We start from the raw sequence: 21,406 nt of genomic DNA, 5'->3' as shown, positions 1-21,406 counted from the left end.
AATATCGAGAGTAAACGCCTTTTTCAAAGAGTTTACAAGCGATACCTACAAGCTGTGCTCATCGCCTCGGCTCCGCCTTCATGCAATCGCCCTGCTTGTCTTGCCGATTGACATTTGCGAGTCCTGAAAGCACTATTCCCATTCCACCCGGCGGCGCGCGGGCCCGCCGCGCCGGCGTTTTTAGCGCAACCATAGACTGGACCCCCATGACCACACGTATCCCCGTGCTGCCGCTGACGCTCGGCCTGATGGCGGCCTCGCCGCAGGCCGGCGCCCAAAGTTCCGGCTACCAGGCCCCGCCGGCCGCGCTGCAAGCCATCGTCGATGCGCCGCGCGCGCCGGCTCTGAGCCTGAGCCCGCTGCGCAACCTGGCCGCGATGCTGCAAACGCCGGCGCTGCCGGGCATCAGCGAGGTGGCCCAGCCGGAGCTGAAACTGGCCGGCGTACGCATCAATCCGCGCACCTATTCGCAGAGCCGGTTTTCCTTCGGCAGCGGCCTGGGCCTGCTCGACATCGACACCCAGAAGGAGATCGCGCTGAAGGGCCTGCCGCGCGATCTGCGCGTCGCCGACCTGAGCTGGTCGCCCGACCAGCGCCACCTGGCCTTCAGCCACATCAACCTGGCCGATACGGCCAAGGGCGGCGGCGTCGAGCTGTGGCTGGTCGACATCGCCGCGCGCAGCGCGCGCAAGCTGTCGGCGCAAGCGTTGTCGGCGGTCTACGGGCGCGGCTTCACCTGGATGCCCGACGGTAAAAGCCTGCTGATCAAGCTGAAGCCGGCCAAGCTGGGCAAGGCGCCGCAGGCGAGCGGCGTGCCCGGCGGGCCGAGCCTGCAGGACAGCCAGCCCGGCGGCGGCCAGAAGCAGGTGCGCACCTATCCGGACCTGCTCAAAAGCGCCGACGACGCGCTGCTGTTCGAGCATTACGTGACGGTGCAACTGGCGCAGATCGAACTGTCCGGCCAAACCCGCCTGATCGGCGAGCCGGGCCAGTTCGCCGCCGTCGCGGTGGCGCCGGACGGGCGCCACCTGCTGACGATGAGCATCGTGCGGCCGTATTCCTACCTGGTGCCGGCGTCCAGCTTCGGCAAACGCATCGAGGTGCGCGACCTGCAGGGGGCGCTGCTGCACACGGTGGCCAACCGGCCGCTGGAGGAGGGCCTGCCGCCGGGCAACGACGCCGTCAGCGCCGGCGTGCGCGAGGTGTCGTGGCGCGCCGACGCGCCGGCGACGCTGGTCTGGGCCGAGGCGCAGGACGGCGGCGACCCGGCCCGGGCGGTCGAGGTGCGCGACATCGTCTACAGCCAGGCGGCGCCGTTCAAGGCGGCGCCGGCGGTGCTGGCCAAACTCGGCTCGCGCTTCGCCGACATCGCCTGGGGCCGCGGCGACGTCGCGCTGCTCACTGAACACTGGTACAAGACGCGCGCGCTGAAGCGCTGGCGCATCGCCCCGGACCAGCCGCAGGCGCCGGCCGAGCTGCTCTACGCCGGCTCGTCCGAGGACCGCTACAACGACCCCGGCGCGCCGGTGATGCGCGCCAACGGCGCCGGCCAGGCGCTGTTGATGATCGGCCCCGACGCCACCATCCTGCTCGACGGCGCCGGCGCCTCGGCCGACGGCGACCGGCCCTTCATCGACCGCTTCAGCCTGGCCACGAAAAAGACCGAGCGGCTGTTCCAGAGCGCGCCGCCGTATTATGAAAACGTGGTGGCCGTGCTGAACGAGGACGGCACCCGGCTACTGTCGACGCGCGAATCGCCGACCGAGCGGCCGAACTACTATGTGCGCGACCTCAGGCGGAGCGGCGCCGCCCAGCTGACCGCGCTGACCCGCTTCGCCCACCCGACGCCGCAGTTGAAGGACGTGCAGAAGGAGCAGATCCGCTACCAGCGCGCCGACGGCGTCGACCTGACCGCGACGCTGATGCTGCCGCCGGGCTACGACGCCAAGCGCGACGGCCCGCTGCCGCTGCTGATGTGGGCCTACCCGCAGGAGTTCAAGTCGGCCAGCGCGGCCAGCCAGACCACCGGCTCGCCGCACCGCTTCAACGGCGTCAGCTACTGGGGGCCGGCGGCCTTCCTGGCGATGGGTTACGCGGTGCTCGACAACCCCTCGTTCCCGATCGTCGGCAAGGGCGAGGAGGAGCCCAACGACAGCTACCTGCCGCAACTGGTGGCGGACGCCCAGGCGGCGGTCGACGAGGTGGTGCGGCGCGGCGTGGCCGAGCGCCACCGCATCGCCATCGGCGGCCATTCCTACGGCGCCTTCATGACCGGCAACCTGCTGGCGCACACGCGCCTGTTCCGCGCCGGCATCGCCCGCAGCGGCGCCTACAACCGCACCCTGACGCCGTTCGGCTTCCAGTCGGAGGAGCGGCCGTTCTGGCAGGCGCAGCCGGTGTACCAGGCCATGTCGCCGTTCAACAACGCCGACAAGATCAAGGACGCGCTGCTGCTGATCCACGGCGAGCAGGACAACAACTCCGGCACCTTCCCGATCCAGAGCGAGCGCATGTTCCAGGCCATCAAGGGGCTGGGCGGCACCGCGCGCCTGGTCATGCTGCCCAACGAAAGCCACGCCTACCGGGCGCGCGAATCGATCATGCACATGCTCTACGAGACCAACAACTGGCTCGACAAATATGTGAAGAACGCCCAGCCCTAAAAGGCAAGGGCGGGCAAGCGCGGGCAAGGGGACAGACCACGATTTTCGAGGAAGTTTCTCGGAAATCGTGGTCTGTCCCCGGTTTGAGGTTCGCCGCTTGCCCCGAACGCGGGCGCGCCGGGCCGACTCATGTTAATGTCATCTTTTCAGCGACAGGAGGATACGCCATGGACCCAGTTGCCATCCACGCCCACCGCGCGCCGGACCCGGCGCCGGTCGACGATCCGGTGCCGGAGCCGCATCCGCACCCGTATCCGGCGCACCCGGTGCCGCAGGACGACCCGGTGCCGGACCCGAACCCCAGTTGAAGGCTCTTTGCCTTGGGTTGGTTGTTAACGGCGCCAGCCCGCAAACTCCGCGCTGGCGACCCTAGTCGAACGCCCAGGTGTACAGTACGTCGAGCGCGTTGTTGGTGCCGGTTTGGAATTGCAAGGTGATGCGCTCGTTGAGCTTGTAGCGTAGTTTCACCAGGCTCGACGCCGAGCTGGCGCCCTGTTCGAAGCTCAGGTAGGCGCGCCGCGAGAGGCGCTTGCCGAGCGTGACGACGGTGTTTTCCAGCCCTTTCGCCGAGCCCGTCCCGCTGCCCTGCGCCTGCGCCAGCCCGACCTCGTCGAGGCCGAAGGTGTTGGCCAGGCGCGATTGCAGGCCGCCGCCGCCGCCGCTGCCGCCGAACAAGGCGCCGGCCGCCGTCGTCAGCAGGCCCAGTTCGTTGCCGGCGGTGCCCTCGGTGCCGTGTCCGAGTACCAGCCAGGCCAGCTTCTCGCTGTCGGGCACGGTTGGCGTCGACACCAGCTTGGCGGTCGGCGCCAGCGCCGTGCCGCGCACCTCGACGCCGGCCTCGACATTGCTCTCGGTCAGCTGCTCGCCCTCGGGGCGCTTGCGCACCGCCAGGATGTTCAGGCCGGGATTGTCGTAGGCGCCGGTGAAGTTCAGCAGGCCGCGTTCGATTTGCAGTTTCTGGCCGTAGGCGGCGTAGGTGCCGCTGGCAACGCGGATGCTGCCGACCACGCGCGGCGCGCGCCGGTCCTGCACGCGCAGGTGCACGCTGCCGGCCAGTTGTGCGTCGAGTCCCTTGCCGCGCAGGTAGAAGGCGTCGCCCAGGTCGGCCTCCAGGTCGATGTTCAGCGGCAGCGTCGGCGCCGCCTTGGCGCCGCCTTTCGCCGCGTTCTTGCCCAGCACGATCACGTCCTCGCTCTGGGTCGGCGCGTCCTGCCCGGCCAGTTCGATCAGCGCGCGGTCGGCTTTGAATTTGCCTTCCAGGCGGAAGCGTTTCTGGTCGCGCAGCAGCGTGCTCTGGCCGCTCAGCACCAGGGTGCGGTCGGGCCGCGCCAGCGCCTGCAACTTGTCGGCTACGAGTTTTAATTCCATGCTGGCCTCGGCGTTGGCGAAACGCACCCAGCCGTCGGCGCGGACCTTGCCGTCGCCGCCGTCAAAGCTCAGGCGCTGCAACTGCAACTGGTCGCCGGCCAGCTTGGCCTGCAACACGCCGTTGCGCAGCTTCAAGCCCTGGTCGGCCCAGTTCAGCGTCAGCTGGTCGCCGTTGACGTCGCCGTTCAGCAAGGGCGCGCCGATGCTGCCGGTGCCGCTCACCGCCAGTTTCAGGGCGCCGTCCAACTCCAGCCCCGGCTGCCCCGCCAGCGGCGCCAGCCAGGCCAGCGACGCCATGTTGGCGCTGCCGCTCAGGGTCAAGGCGCTGTCGGCGCCGATGCGCCCCTGCAGCATGCGCGCGCTGCCGTCCAGGCGGGCCTGGCCGGCGCGGCTGCCGTCGAGCGCCAGTTGCAGGCGCAGCGTGTTCGCCTGCACGTCGACGCGCGCGTCGAGGGTGCGCAGGCCGAGCGCCAGCGGCACGTCGGCGCCGACGCTGACGTCGCCTTTTTCGCGGAACACGTGCAACATGCCGGCGATGACCGGTTCCGGCGCCGCCGGCGTCGCCGCCAGCAGGTTCAGCGACCATTGCGCGCCCAGCGTCAGGTCGCCCTTGGCGTTGTCGCGCAGGGTCGGCGACAGTTGCGCCAGGTAGGTCAGCGGCACGCCGGCGGCCACGCCGGCGCTGCGCCAGCGGGCGCCGGCCTTGTCCAGGCTTTGCAGGCTGACGCTGCCGCCCGGCAGTTGCAGCACGGCGTTCGACAGCGCGAGCTGTTCCGGGCGCAGCAGGCCGGCGACGCCGGCGTCGGCCGGGCCGGCCAGGCGCAGCGGCGCCGGCGCCTGCAGCGTGAGGGCGAAGCGGCCGCGGTTTTGCAGCGCCTCGACGACGCCGTTCCAGGCGCCGGCGGCGTAGCCGCCCTTGACGCGGGCGGCGGCGTCGAAGTCGTCGCCGCGGGCCGCCAATTGCAAGGTGTGCGCGGCGCGGGTGCCGTTCGTTTGCAGGCGCGCGCTGGCCACGTTCAGGCCCGGGCCGCTGTACTCGGTCAGCACGACGTCGCTGACCAGCGGGTCGGCGGCGCCCTGGCCGGCGCCGACGTTGGCGCTGGCGCGCAGGCTTTTAATGTGGTGTTCGCCGAGCAGGCGCAGGTTGGCGCCGGCCAGCGTGGCGTTGAGCGCCGGCGCCGCCAGGGTGCCCGACAGCGCGCCGTCGCCGCGCAGCTCGCCGCTCAGTTGCACGCCCAGTTCGGCCAGCTTGGGCGCGTCGAGTTTCCATTCGAGCCGGTCGCTGGCGGCGCCGAAGCTGCCGTTGGCCTGCACGCGGTTGGCGCCCAGGCGCAGGTCGAGGTCGGCGCGCTCGAGCCGCTTGGCGTTGGCGCTGAGCTTGGCGTGGCCCGCCAGCGGCGCGTTCGCCAAGGTCGACGCTTGCAGCGCCAGGTCCAGCGCCAGGCGCCAGTCGGCGCCGAGCCGGCCGCCGCCGTTGAAGTCGGCGTTGACGCTGCCGACCGGGTAGGCGCCGAACGCGGCCGGGTTGAAGCGCAGCGCGCTGCCGCGCAGGTTCAGTTCCGGCGTGCGCCGCGGCCCGGCCAGCGCCAGCTCGCCGCTGGCGTGCAGCACGCTGTCGGCCAGCGGGCGTTTGGCGCGGGCCAGGCCGAGGCCCCTGGCGTCGGCGACGAAGCTGCTGCGCGGCGCCGCCATCGTACCCTGGATGACGCCGTTGGCCGTCAGAGCGCCGAGCAGTTCGCCGCTGGCGGCCGAGAGTTGTTTGGCGTCGACGTGCCAGGCCAGGGTTTCGCCGGGCGCGCCGAAATTGCCGCGCAGCGCGAGCGTGTTCCGGCCCAGCGCCAGCGTGGCGTCGACGCCGCTGACGTGCTTGGCGTCGGCGCTGAGCTTGCCGGCGCCGCTCAGCGCCTGGTTCAGCAGGCGGCTCGGGCGCAGCGCGAAGTCGCCGTTGAGCAACCACTGCGGCGCGGCGTGGCCGGCCAGGCGCACGTCGACGTTCAGGTCGGCTTGCGGGTAGGCGCCGAAATCGGCCGGGTTGAAGCGGCTGGCGCTGGCGCTGGCCTTGAATGCGCGTTGCTCCTTCAGGCTGGCCTGGCCGCTCAGCGTGACGCTGCCCTTGCCGGCCTGCAGCCGCGCCCGCTGCACCTGCAGCAGCAAGTCGGCCAGGCTGGCCTGCACGTCCAGCCGCAGGCCGTCCTGCGCCAGCAGCGCTGTCAGCGTCAGCGTCTTGCCGGCGCTGGCGAGCTGGATGTCGCCGGCGATCTTGGTGCTGTTGATGCGGCCGTGGATCGCCTTCAGGTCGATGCGGTCGGTGTGCAGCGTGAACGTGGCGCTGCCGACCGGCGCCTCGGGGCCGCTGCGCTCGACCGTGCCGGCGCCGCTGAACTTGCCGGCGGCGCCGAAGTCGAGCAGCGCCGCGTCGATGCTGGTGGCGGTCAGGCTGCCGCCGACCTGGGCGCTGACGGCGCGCAGCGGCAGGCGGCCCTGGTCGAGCGGGCCGGGCGCGGCCTGGTTAATGATGGCCAACCTGCCCGACACGGCCTGGTCGGCGCCGACCTTGGCCCTCAGTTCCAGGCGCAGGTCGGCCTGCGGCAGGTCCGGGTTGTAGCGGCCCGGGTTGATGCCGCGGCCGTTGATGTTGGCCGCGCGCAGTATCACCGGTTCGAACGGCGCCAGGCTCAGCGCGGCGTCGACGCTGGCCGGGCCGGCGCTGCCGCTGGCGTTCAGCGCCAGCAGGGCCAGGTTGCCGCCCAGCTTGGCGTCCAGTTGCGCCGGTTTTTCCCCGGCGGCCGCGGCCGCCTGGATCAGGCTGGCCGCGCCGGCCAGCGCGAACGGGCGCGCGGCGCCGATGCTGGCGCTGGCGGCGGCGTTGCCCCAGGGCGTGGCGGCGCTGGCGTCTTGCAGGCGCCAGCCGCTTTTGTCGCCGGCCAGTTTGAAGCGGACGGCGGAAATGACGGTGGCGGCGCCGCCGGCGCCGACAATGCTGAGGCGTGCGACGCGGGCGTCGGCGATGCCGAGCTGGAACGGCGGCGCCACGCTCGCCGGCATCACCGGCGGCGTCGCCGGGCCGACGCTTTGCAGCGCAAGGCTACCCACGCTCAGTTCGCTGATGGCGATACCTTCGGAGAAGTACTGCAGCGGCGACCAGTTGATGTCGACGTTGTCGGCGCTGATGTGCCGGGTCGGGCTGCGGTAGTCGACGTGGCCCAGGTGCATTTTGTTATACAGCGAGCCGGACACGCCGGTGACGACGATCTGGCCGCCGCTGGCGCTGGCGAGCTTGCGCACCAGCGTTTGCAGCGTCGCTTCGCGCCCGAGCAGCCACAGCGCGCCGGCCAGCAGCGCGGCCACGGCGGCCAGGCCGATCAGGAAATAGCGCAGCGCGCGGCGGCGCGGCGCGATGGCGGGCGGGGTGGTGGCGTCGGACATCAGAAGGTGAATCCCAAAGAGAAGTGCAGGCGGTATTTCTGGATCGCATGGCCGTAGGCGGCGTCGACGTTGATCGGGCCGACCGGGCTTTTATAGCGCACGCCGAGGCCGTAGCCGGACTTCGGGTGCAGCTGCTTGACGCTGTCGGCGGCGTTGCCGGCGTCGTAGAAGAGCGCCGCGCCCCAGGTCGGCGTGAGCCAGTGCTGGTACTCGGCGCCGGCGGTGGCCAGGTAGCGCCCGCCGACGGTGGCCTGGCCCTCCTGCACGCCGAGTTCGCGGTAGGCGTAGCCGCGCACCGACTGGTCGCCGCCGGCGCGGAACAGGTACACCGCCGGCACGCCGGGTTTTTCCTTCGAGGCCAGGACGCCGGCCTCGCCGCGCAGGATCAGCGTGCCGCTCTTGCCGAGCGGCTGGTAGTAGACGAACTTGGCGCTGCCGCGGACGAACAATTCGTCCGTCAGCAGCGGCAGCGGCGCGCCGCCCAACTGGGCGTTGACGACGTAGCCGCTGGTCGGGAACAGCAGGTTGTCGAGCTGGCGCTTGGTCAGGCTGTAGGTCAGCGGCAAACTCTTACTCTGGCTGGCCGCGGCGCCCGCGACGCTCTTGTTTTCGTTGAGGAACTCCAGCGTGATGCTGCGTTCCAGCAGCGGCGTGCCCCAGGCGCGCTTGGCCGCCAGCGTCTCGATGCGCGTGGTTTCGTTCTCGATGTCGCTGCGCTCGAACGAGGCGCCGATACTGTCGTTGTAGCCTTCCGGCGTGGTGGGAAAGTAAAAGTCGCCGCGCGCGGTCTGCTTCTTGGTCTCCAAGGTCAGCGCGCTCTTGAATTTCAAGCCCAGCAGGTTCAGGTCGTCGTAGTTCAACTGGGCGCGGTTACCGGTGTTGGTGCTGTAACCGACGCCGGCGCTGACGTTCTTGCGCTTGTTCTCGACGACGCGCACCACCAGCGGCACCGGCTCGACCGTGGCGGCGGGGGCGGCCTTGGCGGCGCCCGGCTGGGCCTCCTCGGCGGCGTCGATTTGCTCGTTCAACAGGCCCGACAGGTCGGCGCTGACTTCGACCGCACTGAAGTAGCCGGTATCCTGCAGGCGCGACTGCAAGGCTTGCAGCGCCGCCTCGCTGTAATAGGCGCCCGGCTCGATCTGGTTCAAGTTGCGCACGATCGCCTCCGGGTAGCGCCGCAAGCCTTCAATGCGCAGCGCGCCGAAGCGCAGCTCCGGGCCGCTGTCGAGCACCACGCGCAGCTCGGCGCGGTGGCTGTCGGGGTCGACCGTGGCCAGCGTTTCGCTCAGTTGCGCGCGCGGGTAGCGGGTCTGCACCACCTGGCGCAGCAGGTTGCGCTTGGCCGCCTCCCAGTCGGCCTGGCGGAACCGCGCGCCCTCGTGCAGCGGCCAGGCGGCGCGCAGCGCCCGCGTGTTGAATCGTGCTTCGCCGTCCCGCGCCGGGGCGTCGAAGCCGCGCAGTTCCAGCTCGACCTTGCCCACCAGCACCGGTTCGCCCGGCTCGACGCTGACCACCACGGTGGGCGTGGCGGCGTCGGCGTCGAGGCGCGCGCTCACCTGCGGCGTGTAAAAGCCGGCGGTGGCCAGCAGCGCCTTGACTTGCTCCGGCGCGGCGCGCACCAGGCGCTGCAACTGTTCGCGGTCGATGCGGGCGTTGCCCTGGAAGCGCAGCAGGTCGAGGTTTTTTTCGAGCAGGGCGTCGAGCGGCGCCGGCGCGACGATTTTCACCTCGTACCGCACCGCGGCGGCGACGGCCGTCTCGGCCGCCGTGGCGTCGGCGGCGCGCGCGGCCGACGCCAGCGTGGCGGCGCCGGCGGCGACCAAGGCGGCCCGCCCCATTGCTTTTACCAGCGCTTGTGCCAAAATTCGTGATCGCGCCGGTTTGCCGGCTGGTACGGGTATTGCGGGAAACATGGGACTCCAGGAGGGTAATTGCTCCCCGCATGTTACCGGAATAGGCATATAGATGGCGGACGAATAAGATTTCACGCGGCGCCGGCCGGCGCGCGGCGCCGCGCCCACGCAACACTCAAGAATTAAAGAAAGAAAACTATGCTTGCAACTGATACCGCCCTGGTGCTGTTTAGCGGTGGCCAAGACTCCACCACCTGCCTGGCCTGGGCCCTGGAACACTATGCGCGGGTCGAAACGATCGGCTTCGACTACGGCCAGCGCCACGCCATCGAACTGACGGTGCGCCCGACGGTGCTGGCGCGGATGCGCGCCGCGTCGCCGCGGTGGGACGGCCGGCTGGGCCAGGACCACATGATCGACCTGTCGCTAATCGCCGCCATTTCCGACACGGCGCTGACGCAGAACGTCGAAATCGCGATGCAGGCGAACGGCTTGCCGAACACCTTCGTGCCGGGCCGCAATCTGCTGTTCATGACGGTGGCGGCCACGGTGGCCTACCGGCGCGGCCTGACGGTGCTGGTCGGCGGCATGTGCGAGACCGACTTCTCCGGCTACCCGGATTGCCGCGACGATACAATGAAGGCGCTGCAGGTGGCGTTGAACCTGGGCATGGCGACCCGGCTGAAGGTGGAAACCCCGCTGATGTGGCTGGACAAGTGCCAGACCTGGGAGCTGGCGGAAAAGCTGGGCGGCGCGGCGCTGGTCGACCTGATCCGCAGCGGCACCCACACCTGCTACCTGGGCGAGCGCGGCGAGCTGCACGACTGGGGCTACGGCTGCGGCGGCTGCCCGGCGTGCGAGCTGCGCGCGCGCGGCTACCGGCAGTACGCGGCGCTGCCGGCGCCGGCGGCCTGAGCCGGTGCCTCGGTCTGCGGGCCTTCGCGCAGCAGGTCGGCGAAGGCGGCGATCTTGCCCTGCGGCGCGCCGCGGCGGGAAATGAGCAGCGTGCGCGCGCTGTGGAAGCGTCCGCCCAAGGCGTGCACGGAAAGATAGGCCGTCTCGGTGTAGGTCGCCAGTACCGAGCGCGGCATCAGCGCCACGCCCATGCCGGCGGCGCAACAGCCGAGTATCGCGTGGTAGGAGCCCAGCTCGATGATCTGCTCCGGCACCACGGCGGCGTCGGCGCACCAGTCCTCCAGCCGCTGCCGATGCGGGCAGCCCGGCTCGAAGGCCAGCAGTATTCTCTTGTCCAGATCGCGCGCCGAACGGATAGGCGCCTGCCCGGCCGGGCCGACGAGCACCAGTTCCTCGGTGAACGCGGGCAGGCGGTCGAGGCGCTCGTCTGCCACCGGTTCGACCACCAGGGCCGCGTCGAGCTCGCCGGCCAGCACCTGGCCGGCCAAGGTGCGCGGCAGGCCGGTGCGCAGGTCGACGGCCAGCGCCGGATGGCGCCGCTGCAGCGCCGCCAGCAGCGCCGGCAGGCGCGCCGCGGCGGTGCTTTCCATGCATCCAAGGCGCAGCCGTCCGCGCGGCGAAGTGTCGTGGACCGCCTCGTGCGCCTCTTGTGCTAGCGCCAGCAAGCGCCGGGCGTAGTCGAGCAGGACCTTGCCGGCGGGCGTCAGTTGCAAACGCTTTTTTTCGCGCAGGAATAGGGCGGCGCCGATATCGTCCTCGAGGTTCTTGACGCGGGTCGAGATGTTCGACGGCACCCGGTGCAGGATCGCGGCGGCGCGGGTGATGCCGCCGGCCGTCGCTACCGCCTCTCTTCCAGGAGTACCGGGTGCAAATTTGCCAGGTCCAGCGCGATAGCGCCGAGCGGCGCTGACGGCCGCCGCCAGGCGCTTGCCTGCTTACTTCTTGCGCACAATTTCCTGAAGTAAAACAAAGGCTTCATGCTGGATCGCCGGCTGCGCGGCGGCCAGGGCCTTGTCGGCCGCCACGTAGGCCGGGCGCTTGAGGTCGGCCTTCTCGGCCGGGGTTGGCGTCGGCGCCCCTTCGGGGTACAGGCTGGCGCCGCTGTTATAAGTTTGGAACAGCGCGCGCTTGCCATAGGCGCTGCCATAGAAGCGCGTCATTTCGGTCGCGGTCGCGCTCGACACGAGGCGCGCCACCGGCCCGGCCAGGCGCCGGTAGATCTCTTCGGCCGGCACTTTGGCCAGCTTGTCGTACACCGCCTGGCGTTGCTGCGGGTTGGCGTAGTTGCTGGCGCCGGCGGTCGCGCGCATCATTTTTTCCGCCTGCATCGCGGCCAGCAGCGCGTGCACGGCGGCGATGTGGGCGGCGTCGGGGGCGGCGGCGGCGGCCGGCGCCGCTGCGGCGGTGGCGGCGCCGGACCACGGCGACACGGCGAATAAACCGGCCAGGGCCAGCGCTGTGATTGTTTTCATCAGGTACTCCAGTGGGTTGGCGCGGCGTGATCGCTGCGCGAGCGGGCATCATACGATTAAATCAACAAAAAACAAACGCGCGCCGGAACGGTGGGAAATGGCGGGCAATCGACGTTTTCTTATATGCAATAATGCGCCGTGCCCAAGGCCGGCCGGGCCGGCCCGCGCACGCCGGCCGGCGCGGCCGCGCTGTTGCCGATTAGCTACAAGCGGCGCGTTGCCAGCCGTTGCGCGCTCACGTACTATGGTTCCCATACCCGGCCGATCCCGGTGCGGCGTGGCCGCGCGGTGGCCGCAGCGACGTTTCGATGGTTTTTTCGGCCATGCCAGTGAGTTCCATGAACCAGACCCGCTCCATGCCGCCCGCCGTGCGCTCCATCGAGGACTGGCTGGGACCGCGTTTCCTGTCCCTGTTGATCCTCGGTGTTTGCCTGTGCTTCACCTATGGCGCCTGGCGCGGTGCCGAGGACGACGCCCAGCGCCAGGTGCAGGCCGAGTTCGACTCGCGCGTGCGCGAGCTGGTCAACCTGCTGGCCTCGCGCATGCAAACCTATCTCCAGGTGCTGTACGGCGCGCAGGGCCTGTTCGTCAGCTCGGACGTCGTCGACCGCGCCGAATTCCACGACTACCTGGCGGTGCAGCAGATCGACCTGCACTTCCCCGGTATCCAGGGCGTCGGTTTCATGCGCGTGGTGCCGCGCGAGCAGCGCGAGGCCCACATCGCGACGCTGCGGCGCGACGGCTTCCCCGACTACACCATCAAGCCGGCCGGCGCGCGCGCGCTGTACGCGCCCATCGTCTACCTCGAGCCTTTCAGCGGCAGCAACCTGCGCGCCTTCGGCTTCGACCCTTATTCCGAGCCGGTGCGGCGCGCCGCGCTGGAGCGCGCGCGCGATTCCGGCCAGGCGGCGATGACGGGGAAAATCAGCCTGGTGCAGGAAAACGACGGGCAGGACCGGGCCGGCTTCCTGATCGCCATGCCGCTCTACGACCCGCACCGCGCCCACGCCACGCTGGCGCAGCGGCGCGAGGCCATCCGCGGCTGGGTCTACGCGGCGTTCCGCATGGACGACCTGATGGCCGGCCTGGGCGGCGCCGGCGCGCTCGACATGGAAGTCTACGACGGCGACGCGGTCGGCGCCGGCCAGCGCATGCACGGCGGCGCGCCCGGCGCGGCCGCCGCGCTGGCGCGCCACAGCCGGCAAAGCATCGACGTCGCCGGCCGCCGCTGGAGCGTGCTGGTCGGCGCCGGGCCGGGCTTCGAGCGCGCCGCCGCCGCCAAGCCGCTGTTGCTGGCCTGGGCCGGCGCGCTGCTCGGCCTGGGGCTGGCGGCGCTGACGTGGTTGTTGGCGCGTAGCCGCGCCGGCGCCAAGGCGGCGCTGCACCGCGCCGGTTTGCTGGCGGCGCAACTGAAGCAGGGCCAGGCCAGCGTGCTGGCGATGGCCGAGACGGCGCAGCGCAGCCAGGCGGTGTTGCGCAGCATCCTCGACTCGACCGTCGACGGCATCCTGGTCGACGACCTGCAGGGGCGGGTGCTGAACTCGAACCGCCGCTTCCGCGAGCTGTGGCAGGTGGCCGACGCGCTCGACTGGCAGGCCGACGCCGCCGCGCTGTTCGCGCACATCGAGCGGCAGTTGCGCCAGGCGGCGGTGTTCGCCCGCGGCCGCGTCCAGGCGCCGCAGGACCACCGCGAGCGGCACGACCTGCTGCAGTTGCACGACGGCCGGGTGATCGAGCAGGTGGTGCGCAGCATGCAACTGGGGAGCGAGCAGGCGCGGCTGTGGTCCTTCCGCGACATCACCGAGCGCAGCCAGGTCGAGCAGCGCGAACGCACCCGCCGCCACGTGCTGGAGCTGCTGGCCACCGGCGCCTCGCTGGCCAGCGTGCTCGAGGGCGTGGTGGTGGGGGTCGAGGCGGGCCACCCGGCCATGCTGTGCAGCATCGCGCTGCTTGACGGCGAGGGCCGCCAGGCGCTGCTGGGCGCCGCGCCCAGCCTGCCGGACTTCTTCAACGCCGCCATGCACGGCCAGCCGTTGGCGGCCGCGGCGGCCGGCGTCGCCGCCCTGCGCGGCCGCCGCGTCGTCGTCGCCGACATCGCCGTCCATCCGCTGTGGCAGGGCCAGCGCGAGTTGGCCGCGCGCGCCGGCGTGGCCGCGTGCTGGTCCGAGCCGATCCGCGGCGGCTCGGGCGCTCTGCTGGGCGCGTTCACGGTGTACCACCGCCGCGCGCACCAGCCCAGCGCCGCCAACATCGCCCTGATCGAGGAGGCCGCGCACCTGGCCGGCATGGTCATCGAGCAGGCCCAGGCGGCGCTGGCGCTGCGCGCCGGCGAGGCGCGCTTTCGCAGCCTGTACGACAACGCCCCGGTCGCGCTGTGGGAGCAGGACTGGTCGGCGGTGCGCGCCGAGCTGGCGGCGCTGGAGCGGGCCGGCGTGGACGACCTGGCGGCCTACCTGCTGGGCCATCCGCAGCAGGTGGCGCGGCTGGCCGGGCTGGTGCGCATCCTCGACGTCAACGCCGCCGCGCTGGCGCAGGTGGGCGCCGACGGGCGCGCCGCCGCCGCCGCGCTGAGCCTGGCGCAAAACTTCGACGCGCCGGCGCTGCCGGCGTTCGCCCGCGCGCTGGCGGCGCTGGCGCAGGGCGCCCAGTTGTTCGCCTGCGAGGGCAGTTTCGTGCGCCTGGACGGGGTGGCGCGGCAAAACGAGCTGACCCTGTTGGTGATGCCGGGCCACGAGCGCAGCCTGGATTTCGTCATCGTCTCGACGCTCGACATCACCGAGCGCAAGCGCATGAACGACGAGTTGCTGGTGCTGGCCACCACCGACTTCCTGACCGGCCTGCCGAACCGGCGCCACTTCATGGCGCGCCTGGACCAGGAGCACGCGCGCCTGCGGCGCGAGATCGACAGCTGCGCGGCGGTGCTGATGTTGGACCTGGACCATTTCAAGACCATCAACGACGCCCACGGCCACGCGGTCGGCGACGCCGTGCTGCGCCACCTGGCCGCGCTGATGTTCGACGGCCACCGCAAGGTCGACACGCTGGGGCGGATCGGCGGCGAGGAGTTCGCGGTGCTGCTGCCGGGCACCGACCTGGCGGCGGCCGGCGTGTTCGCCGAGCGCCTGCGCCAGCGCGTGGCCGACACGCCGTTGGTGCTGGCGGACGCCCGCATCGCCGTCACGGTGAGCATCGGCGTCGCCGCCATGAGCCGCCTCGACACCGGCTACGACGCCGTGCTGGTGCGCGCCGACAAGGCGCTGTACCGCGCCAAGGGCGCCGGACGCAACCGCGTCGAAACCGGCCTCGGCGCCGAGCGCGGCCCGCGCGCCTCGTAGTGAATATTTTTCCTTGCATTAAAAATATCACTGCCTATACTGAATCTCTCCACTTCCGATAGGAGGGCAAGATGGTTTTGAATGCACAGACAGGGGATCAATCGATATCCTCGGCAAACGGTTGCTTCCTGCGCCAGCGTAGCGCCGCAACGTACCACGCGGGGCCGAAAGGCGCGCCGCCGGCCATACCACCGATCATTATTACGCCGTATAGCTACCAGTCGCCGGCGCCGGCCATCGACCCGCGGCGTCCGCCGCCCAGTCCGCCGGTAGCGCCGCCGTCCAGGCCGTCGATGTCCTTCGAATACGCCTGAAGCAAGCCTGGTTTTCCGCCAGCGTCTCCGCGCCGGACTTGCCCTCGCGTGGGGCAGGTCCCGCTGCGCGTGGCCGGCAAAAGCGGGCGCGGCCGGGCAATTTCGACTATCATGCTAGGCCCATCTTCCAGACATGAGCCACATCACATGAGTACCGACTCCCCCGACTTCCCCGAACCGGACGACGACGCCAAGATCCAGGAGCCGCGCCTGTGGGTCGGCAACGGCTGGACCGCGCGCGTGATCAAAAACGACGAGGACGAGGGTTGGGCCGTGGCGATGATCAAGGACGGCGAGCCGGAGCCGGCGCTGGTCGGCCCCTGGACCATGGGGCGCGACAAGAAAAACCCCAAGCCGCTCGACGTCAACGCCTTCAACACCCTGGTCAAGACGGCCGCGGAAGTGTTGCGCCGGCACGAGCAGCAACTGCACGCGCAGTTGCACAAGAGCTTGTTCGTCAGCATGTCCGGCGGGCAAATCAAGGTCATGCTCGATATCGTGCCGGACGAGGAGCATCCGTACGCGATGCTGAGCGCCTACGACCAGGACGGCGAGGAGCTGGCCAAGGTGCGCACCTCGGCGGCGTTCAAGCTGAGCGCGACCAGCGCCGCCGCGTGGATCGAGAACGATTACCGCAAGCCGTAAACCGACACCAGGGGCGGCGCCCCGGGGTCGGACCCGAAGGTCCGGCCCCGCGGCGTTGCCGCGTCAGATATGCCACGCCGCTGGCGCAGAGTCGCCCGCCCTTGCTTGCAGGCGCGCCGCCGCGCCGGCTTCCTCCTCCCTGCGGTAGGCGAGCCGGTACAGCAGCGGCAGCACCAGCAGCGTCAGCGCCGTCGACGACAGGATGCCGCCGATGACGACGGTGGCCAGCGGCCGCTGCACTTCGGCGCCGGTGCCGGTGGCGATCGCCATCGGCACGAAGCCCAGCGAGGCCACCAGCGCCGTCATCAACACCGGCCGCAGCCGCGTCAGCGCGCCTTCGACAATCGCTTCTTGCAGCGTGCGGCCCTCGTCGCGCAACTGGCGGATGAAGGCGAGCATTACCAGCCCGTTCAGCACCGCCACGCCGGACAGCGCGATGAAGCCGACCGCCGCCGAGATCGACATCGGGATGTCGCGCAGCCACAGCGCGACGATGCCGCCGGTGAGGGCGAACGGAATGCCGCTAAACACCAGCAAGCCGTCCTTGACCCTGCCGAACATGGCGAACAGCAAAATGAACACCAGCAGCAGCGCCAGCGGCACGACGATCCGCAGGCGCCGCGTGGCCGACTGCAATTGCTCGAACTGGCCGCCCCAGCTGGTCCAGTAGCCGGCCGGCACCCTCACCTGCGCCAGGATTTGCCGCTCGGCGTCGGCGACGAAGGAGCCGATGTCGCGCCCGCGCACGTTGGCGCTGACGACGACGCGGCGCTTGCCGTCTTCGCGGCTGATCTGGTTCGGCCCCGGCGCCAGTTCCAGGCTGGCCACCTCGGCCAACGGTATGAAGCTGGCGCGCCCGGCGCCCTTGGGCAGGGCGACCGGCAGGCGTTTCAACTGTTCCAGGTCGTTGCGCAGGCCCTCCGGCAGGCGCACCACGATGTCGAAGCGGCGGTCGCCCTCGAACAGCGTGCCGGCGCGCTGGCCGCCGATCGCCGTGGCGACGGTGTTTTGCACGTCGGCGAGGTTCAGGCCGTAGCGCGCGCTTTGCTCGCGGTCGATCTTCACCGTCAGCACCGGCAAGCCGCCGGTCTGCTCGACCTTGACCTCGGCGGCGCCGCCGACCTTGCCCAGCACTGCCGCGATCTGCGCGGCGGTGGCGTCGAGCACCGCCATGTCGTCGCCGAACAGCTTGACGGCGACGTCGCTGCGCACGCCCGAAATCAACTCGTTGAAGCGCAGCTGGATCGGTTGCGAGAACTCGTAGTTGTTGCCGGGCAGGCCGTTGGCGGTGGCCTCGACCTCGGCCAGCAGGCGCTCCCGGCTCTTGCCCGGCAGCGGCCATTGCGCGCGCGGCTTGAGCATGATGTAGCCGTCCGAGATATTCGGCGGCATCGGGTCGGAGGCGATTTCGGCGGTGCCGGTGCGGGCGAACACGCGCTCGATCTCGGGGTGGTTTTGCATCAGCGCGCGTTCCAGCTGGCGCTGCATGGCCAGCGATTGCGTCAGGCTGGTGCCGGGGATGCGCAGCGCCTGGATGGCGATGTCGCCCTCGTCCAGGCTGGGCACGAACTCGCTGCCCATGCGCGTCGCCAACAGGCCGGCCAGCAGCACCGCCACCGCCGCGAAGGCCAGCACCACCGGCGCGTGGCGCAGCGAGCCGTGCAGCGCCGGCCGGTAGCAGCGCTTGGCCGCGCGCATCAGCAACTGGTCCTTCTCGGCCACCTTGTCGCCGATGAACAGGGCCACTGCGGCCGGGATGAAGGTGATCGACAGCAGCATCGCGCCCAGCAGGGCGATCACCACCGTCAGCGCCATCGGCGTGAACATGCGGCCCTCGACGCCGGTCAGCGCGAAGATCGGCAGGTACACCACCATGATGATCAGTTGGCCGTACAGCAGCGGCCGGCGGGCTTCCCGCGCCGCCGCGAACACCTCGTGAAAGCGTTCGTCGCGCGTCAGCGGGCGGCCGCGCGCGGCCTGCGCGTGGGCCAGCCGGCGCACGCAGTTTTCGACGATGACGACGGCACCGTCGATGATGATGCCGAAGTCCAGCGCGCCCAGGCTCATCAGGTTGGCGCTGACGCGGTAGCCGACCATGCCGGTGAAGGTGAACAGCATCGCCAGCGGAATCACCATGGCGGCGATGACGGCGGCGCGGATGTTGCCGAGGAACAGAAACAGCACCGCGACGACCAGCACCGCGCCCTCCAGCAGGTTGTTCTTGACGGTGCCGATGGCCTTGTCGACCAGCACGGTGCGGTCGTACACGGTGACCGCGTGGACGCCCTCGGGCAGGCTGCGGTTGACCTCGACCATTTTGCGCTCGACCGCCTGCGACACGCTGCGGCTGTTTTCGCCGATCAGCATGAAGACCGTGCCGAGCACGACTTCGCGGCCGTTCTCGGTGGCCGCGCCGGTGCGCAGCTCGCGGCCGATGTCGACGTCGGCGACGTCGGCGACGCGGATCGCCACGCCCTCGACGTTGGCGACGACGACGTTGCGCAGGTCCTGCATCGAGGCGAGCTGGCCGGGCGCGCGGATCAGCAACTGCTCGCCGCGGCGCTCGATATAGCCGGCGCCGACGTTGCCGTTGTTGCGCTCCAGCGCCGCCACCACGTCGGCCAGGCCGAGGCCGTAGGAGGCCAGTTTTTCCGGCCAGGGCGCGACCTGGTATTCCTTGGCGTAGCCGCCGATGGAATTGATCTCGGTGACGCCGGCGACGTTGCGCAGTTGCGGCTTGATGATCCAGTCCTGGATTTCGCGCAGGTCGGTCGGCGTGTAGGGCGCGCCGTCGGCCTTCCTGGCGCCTTCCCTGGCCTCCACCGTCCACAGGTAGATTTCGCCCAGGCCGGTGGAGACCGGACCCATCGCCGGCGCGGTCCCGGCCGGCAGTTGCTGGCGCGCCTGTTGCAAGCGCTCGTTGATCATCTGGCGGGCGAAGTAGATGTCGGTGCCGTCCTTGAAGACCGCCGTCACCTGCGACAGGCCGTAGCGCGACAGCGAACGGGTGTGCTCCAGGTTCGGCAGGCCGGCCATCGCCGTCTCGACCGGGAAGGTGATGCGCTGCTCGGTCTCCAGCGGCGAGTAGCCGGGCGCCGCCGTGTTGATTTGCACCTGCACGTTGGTGATGTCCGGCACCGCGTCGATCGGCAGTTTTTGGTAGTTGTAGATGCCCAGCGCCGCCATCGCGGCGACGGCCAGCATGACCAGCCAGCGCTGGTCGATGGCAAAGCGTATCAGTCGTTCAAACATGGTGGCTCGCCTTCCGCGTCAATGTTCGTGGCCGGCGCTGGCTTTGCCCAGCTCCGACTTGAGGATGAAACTGCCGACGGCGGCGTAGCTGGCGCCGGCCGGCAAGCCCTTGACGATTTCGACCAGCTTGCCGTCGCCGCGGCCGAGCGTGACCGGGGTCGCCTGGAAGCCGCCGGCGACCTTGACGAAGACCGTCGGACGCTGTTCGACGGTTTGCACCGCGTCGGCGGCGACGGTGACGGCGGCGTCGCTGAAGCCGGAGGCCACCTCGACGCTGACGAACAGGCCGGGGCGCCAGGCCATCGCCGGATTGGCCATCGCCACGCGCGCCTTGGCGGTGCGGGTCTGCTCGCCGATCAGCGCGCCGACGTAGGTAATGCTGCCGTCGGCGCTGGCGTCGAAGGCGCTGGCCTTGACCTTGGCCCGGCCGCCGACGCGCACCGCGTTCAAATCCTTCGCCGGCACGGCGATTTCGGCCCACACGGTGGACAGGTCGGAGAGGACGAAGATGTTGGCGTCTTCCTTGACCGCCTCGCCCAGCGCGATGTGCTTTTCCAGCACCATGGCGTCGAACGGCGCGCGGATTTCATAGCGGTTCAGCGGGCCGGCGCCGCCGGCGTCGGCGCCCAGCGCGCTGAGCTTCTGGCCGGCGTTGCGCACGCCGATTTCCGCCTCTTGCATCGCCTGCCGGGCCTGCAGGTAATCCTGTTCGGCCGAGATTTTTTCCTGCCACAGCCGCTGTTCGCGCTCGTAGGTCGAGCGCGCCAGCGCCAGGCGCCTTTGCGCCGACAGCAATTCGCTGCGCTGCTCGGACAGGCCGGTGCTGGCGATGACGGCCAGCACCTGGCCCTTCTTGACCAACTGGCCGAGGTCGGCGCGCACGCCTTCGACGACGCCGGCCAGGCGCGGCACGACGTGGGCGGTGCGGTCTTCGTTGAAGCGGATTTCGCCGGCCAGCGCGACGCTGGTGGCGATGCGCCCGGGCGCGGCGGCGGCCACGCCGATGCCGGCGGCCTTGATTTGGGCGTCGCTCAGTTCGAGCTTGCCCTCTTCTTCGTGGTGCGCCGCGCCGGCCGACGCCGAGGCGGTGTCGGCGGCGGCGGGCGTGGCCGGCGCGGCGGCGCCCAGGATCAGGGCGGCCAGCAGCGCGCCGGCGCCGAGGATGGCGGCGATGGCGATGCCTTGTTTCTTGCTTGGTTTGATATTCATAGAGTGTTCCTTATTCGGCGGCGTGGGCCGGTTCGCCGAGGATGCGGTCGATCTCGGCGGCGGCTTTGTGCGCGTCGGCCAGCGCGCGCAGGTGTTGGGTGTTCGCTTGCAGCAGCGTGCGCTGGGCGTCGAGCACGTCGATGAAGGCGAACTTGCCGTATTCGAAGCCCTTGGCGGCGGCCTCGTAGGCGCTTTGCGCGCCGGGCAGGATGTCGCCGCGCAGCGCCTCGACTTGTTGGCGCGCGTCCTGCAGCGTCTGGCGCGCCGCGGCCAGTTCGGCGCCGCTGCGGATGCTGGCGGCGGCCAGTTCGTCGGCCGCCTTGTCGCCGCGGCGCAGCGCTTCGAGCACATTGCCCTGGTTGCCGTCGAACAGCGGCAGCGGCAGCGACAGGCCGAAGATGGCCTGGTTGCGGCCCAGTTCCGCCGAGCGCTTGACGCCGACGCTGACGCTCAGGTCCGGCGTGCGGCGGCTGCGCTCCAGCTGCGCCATCGCGGTGCGCTGGGCCAGCGCGCTGCGCGCCTTGAGCACGGCGGGGGCGTTGGCCAGGCGGCGCGCCAGGTCGGCCTCGTCGGGCAGGGCCGGCAAGGGTTCCAGCCGGCCCTCGGCCTGGCTGAAGCGCGGCGCCGGATTGCCCCACAGGGCGGCCAGGCGCTTGCGCGCGCCGGCCAGCGCGCCGCCGGCCAGGTTGGCGTCGAGCCGCGCGGCGGCTTCGGCGACGCGGGCGCGGGTTTGCTCGACCGGCGAGGCCTTGCCGGCGGCGACGCGGCGCGCGGCGATGTCGCCGGCGTGGCGCGCCAGCGCGGCGGCGCTGTCGGCCAGGCGCAGGCCTTCCTGCGCGGCCAGCACCTCGACGAAGGCGACGCTGACGGCGGCGCGGGTGGGGGGGGGGGGGGGGGGAGAGGGGGGGGAGGGGCGATACCCCAGCTTGCGGGCAACCCGCATTGACGAGACCC

12 protein-coding genes are annotated in these 21,406 nt (G+C 70.7%); 5 read left to right on the top strand and 7 right to left on the bottom strand.

What is annotated here, in order from left to right; all coding sequences use genetic code 11:
* The first annotated feature begins 206 nt into the window (after window positions 1-206).
* Together ACFDR9_RS20580 and ACFDR9_RS20575 are read left to right on the top strand one after the other, a co-directional pair.
* Window positions 207-2,663: a S9 family peptidase gene (locus tag ACFDR9_RS20580; RefSeq protein WP_409032197.1), complete on the top strand. Its 2,457-nt coding sequence runs from the start codon at window positions 207-209 to the stop codon at window positions 2,661-2,663.
* Between the two features lie 167 nt (window positions 2,664-2,830).
* Window positions 2,831-2,971 (top strand): hypothetical protein, encoded by a 141-nt coding sequence (locus ACFDR9_RS20575; RefSeq protein WP_017877726.1) that lies wholly within the window; start codon window positions 2,831-2,833, stop codon window positions 2,969-2,971.
* A gap of 61 nt (window positions 2,972-3,032) precedes the next feature.
* Here the strand turns inward: ACFDR9_RS20575 and ACFDR9_RS20570 are convergent, their stop codons facing one another.
* Together ACFDR9_RS20570 and ACFDR9_RS20565 are read right to left on the bottom strand one after the other, a co-directional pair.
* Entirely contained in the window at window positions 3,033-7,457 is a 4,425-nt protein-coding gene (locus tag ACFDR9_RS20570; RefSeq protein ID WP_409032196.1) for a translocation/assembly module TamB domain-containing protein, read from the bottom strand.
* Entirely contained in the window at window positions 7,457-9,295 is a 1,839-nt protein-coding gene (locus ACFDR9_RS20565) for an autotransporter assembly complex protein TamA (protein WP_409032195.1), read from the bottom strand. The genes ACFDR9_RS20570 and ACFDR9_RS20565 overlap by 1 nt, the downstream gene beginning before the upstream one ends.
* 213 nt (window positions 9,296-9,508) lie before the next feature.
* On the opposite strand from ACFDR9_RS20565, the gene queC reads away from it, so the two are divergent.
* Complete coding sequence (gene queC / locus ACFDR9_RS20560; RefSeq protein WP_017877723.1) at window positions 9,509-10,225, top strand: 7-cyano-7-deazaguanine synthase QueC; 717 nt, start codon at window positions 9,509-9,511, stop codon at window positions 10,223-10,225.
* On the opposite strand, the gene ACFDR9_RS20555 is transcribed toward queC, so the two are convergent.
* Together ACFDR9_RS20555 and ACFDR9_RS20550 are read right to left on the bottom strand one after the other, a co-directional pair.
* The gene (locus ACFDR9_RS20555; RefSeq protein WP_409032198.1) at window positions 10,186-11,148 is read right to left on the bottom strand and encodes a LysR substrate-binding domain-containing protein; all 963 of its coding nucleotides are present in this window, start codon (window positions 11,146-11,148) and stop codon (window positions 10,186-10,188) included. The two genes, queC and ACFDR9_RS20555, sit on opposite strands and share 40 nt — an antisense overlap.
* Window positions 11,149-11,160: 12 nt before the next feature.
* Window positions 11,161-11,697 carry a hypothetical protein gene (locus ACFDR9_RS20550; protein WP_409032194.1) on the bottom strand — a complete coding sequence of 179 codons (537 nt, stop codon included), beginning with the start codon at window positions 11,695-11,697 and terminating at the stop codon, window positions 11,161-11,163.
* Between the two features lie 338 nt (window positions 11,698-12,035).
* Between ACFDR9_RS20550 and ACFDR9_RS20545 the strand changes: the two genes are divergently transcribed.
* Window positions 12,036-15,032, top strand: coding sequence for a CHASE domain-containing protein (locus tag ACFDR9_RS20545; protein ID WP_409032193.1), 2,997 nt, complete (start codon window positions 12,036-12,038; stop codon window positions 15,030-15,032).
* Between the two features lie 461 nt (window positions 15,033-15,493).
* On the top strand, window positions 15,494-15,991 hold the full coding sequence (locus ACFDR9_RS20540; protein WP_017877718.1) for a hypothetical protein: 498 nt from the start codon (window positions 15,494-15,496) through the stop codon (window positions 15,989-15,991).
* Between the two features lie 63 nt (window positions 15,992-16,054).
* On the opposite strand, the gene ACFDR9_RS20535 is transcribed toward ACFDR9_RS20540, so the two are convergent.
* The 3 genes from ACFDR9_RS20535 to ACFDR9_RS20525 all read right to left on the bottom strand — a co-directional run.
* On the bottom strand, window positions 16,055-19,243 hold the full coding sequence (locus ACFDR9_RS20535) for a CusA/CzcA family heavy metal efflux RND transporter (protein ID WP_409032192.1): 3,189 nt from the start codon (window positions 19,241-19,243) through the stop codon (window positions 16,055-16,057).
* A gap of 18 nt (window positions 19,244-19,261) precedes the next feature.
* On the bottom strand, window positions 19,262-20,452 hold the full coding sequence (locus tag ACFDR9_RS20530; RefSeq protein WP_409032191.1) for an efflux RND transporter periplasmic adaptor subunit: 1,191 nt from the start codon (window positions 20,450-20,452) through the stop codon (window positions 19,262-19,264).
* 10 nt (window positions 20,453-20,462) lie between these two features.
* On the bottom strand, window positions 20,463-21,406 hold a 944-nt coding region (locus ACFDR9_RS20525; protein ID WP_409032190.1), incomplete at its 5' end, for a TolC family protein.

Origin of the sequence: Janthinobacterium sp. CG_23.3 (assembly GCF_046115965.1) — a bacterium.
In the GTDB taxonomy this organism is placed as follows: Bacteria; Pseudomonadota; Gammaproteobacteria; order Burkholderiales; family Burkholderiaceae_D; genus Janthinobacterium.
The sequence above is the reverse complement of the archived record's forward strand: the minus strand, read 5'-3'. Positions and strand labels throughout refer to the sequence as shown.

Bases quoted from the DNA above. Each gene is read 5' to 3' on its own strand.
- ACFDR9_RS20530 (WP_409032191.1), bottom strand. From the start codon at position 20,452: ATGAATATCAAACCAAGCAAGAAACAAGGCATCGCCATCGCCGCCATC.
- queC (WP_017877723.1), top strand. From the start codon at position 9,509: ATGCTTGCAACTGATACCGCCCTGGTGCTGTTTAGCGGTGGCCAAGAC.
- ACFDR9_RS20540 (WP_017877718.1), top strand. From the start codon at position 15,494: ATGAGTACCGACTCCCCCGACTTCCCCGAACCGGACGACGACGCCAAG.
- ACFDR9_RS20570 (WP_409032196.1), bottom strand. From the start codon at position 7,457: ATGTCCGACGCCACCACCCCGCCCGCCATCGCGCCGCGCCGCCGCGCG.
- ACFDR9_RS20550 (WP_409032194.1), bottom strand. From the start codon at position 11,697: ATGAAAACAATCACAGCGCTGGCCCTGGCCGGTTTATTCGCCGTGTCG.
- ACFDR9_RS20565 (WP_409032195.1), bottom strand. From the start codon at position 9,295: ATGGGGCGGGCCGCCTTGGTCGCCGCCGGCGCCGCCACGCTGGCGTCG.
- ACFDR9_RS20575 (WP_017877726.1), top strand. From the start codon at position 2,831: ATGGACCCAGTTGCCATCCACGCCCACCGCGCGCCGGACCCGGCGCCG.
- ACFDR9_RS20545 (WP_409032193.1), top strand. From the start codon at position 12,036: ATGAACCAGACCCGCTCCATGCCGCCCGCCGTGCGCTCCATCGAGGAC.
- ACFDR9_RS20535 (WP_409032192.1), bottom strand. From the start codon at position 19,243: ATGTTTGAACGACTGATACGCTTTGCCATCGACCAGCGCTGGCTGGTC.
- ACFDR9_RS20580 (WP_409032197.1), top strand. From the start codon at position 207: ATGACCACACGTATCCCCGTGCTGCCGCTGACGCTCGGCCTGATGGCG.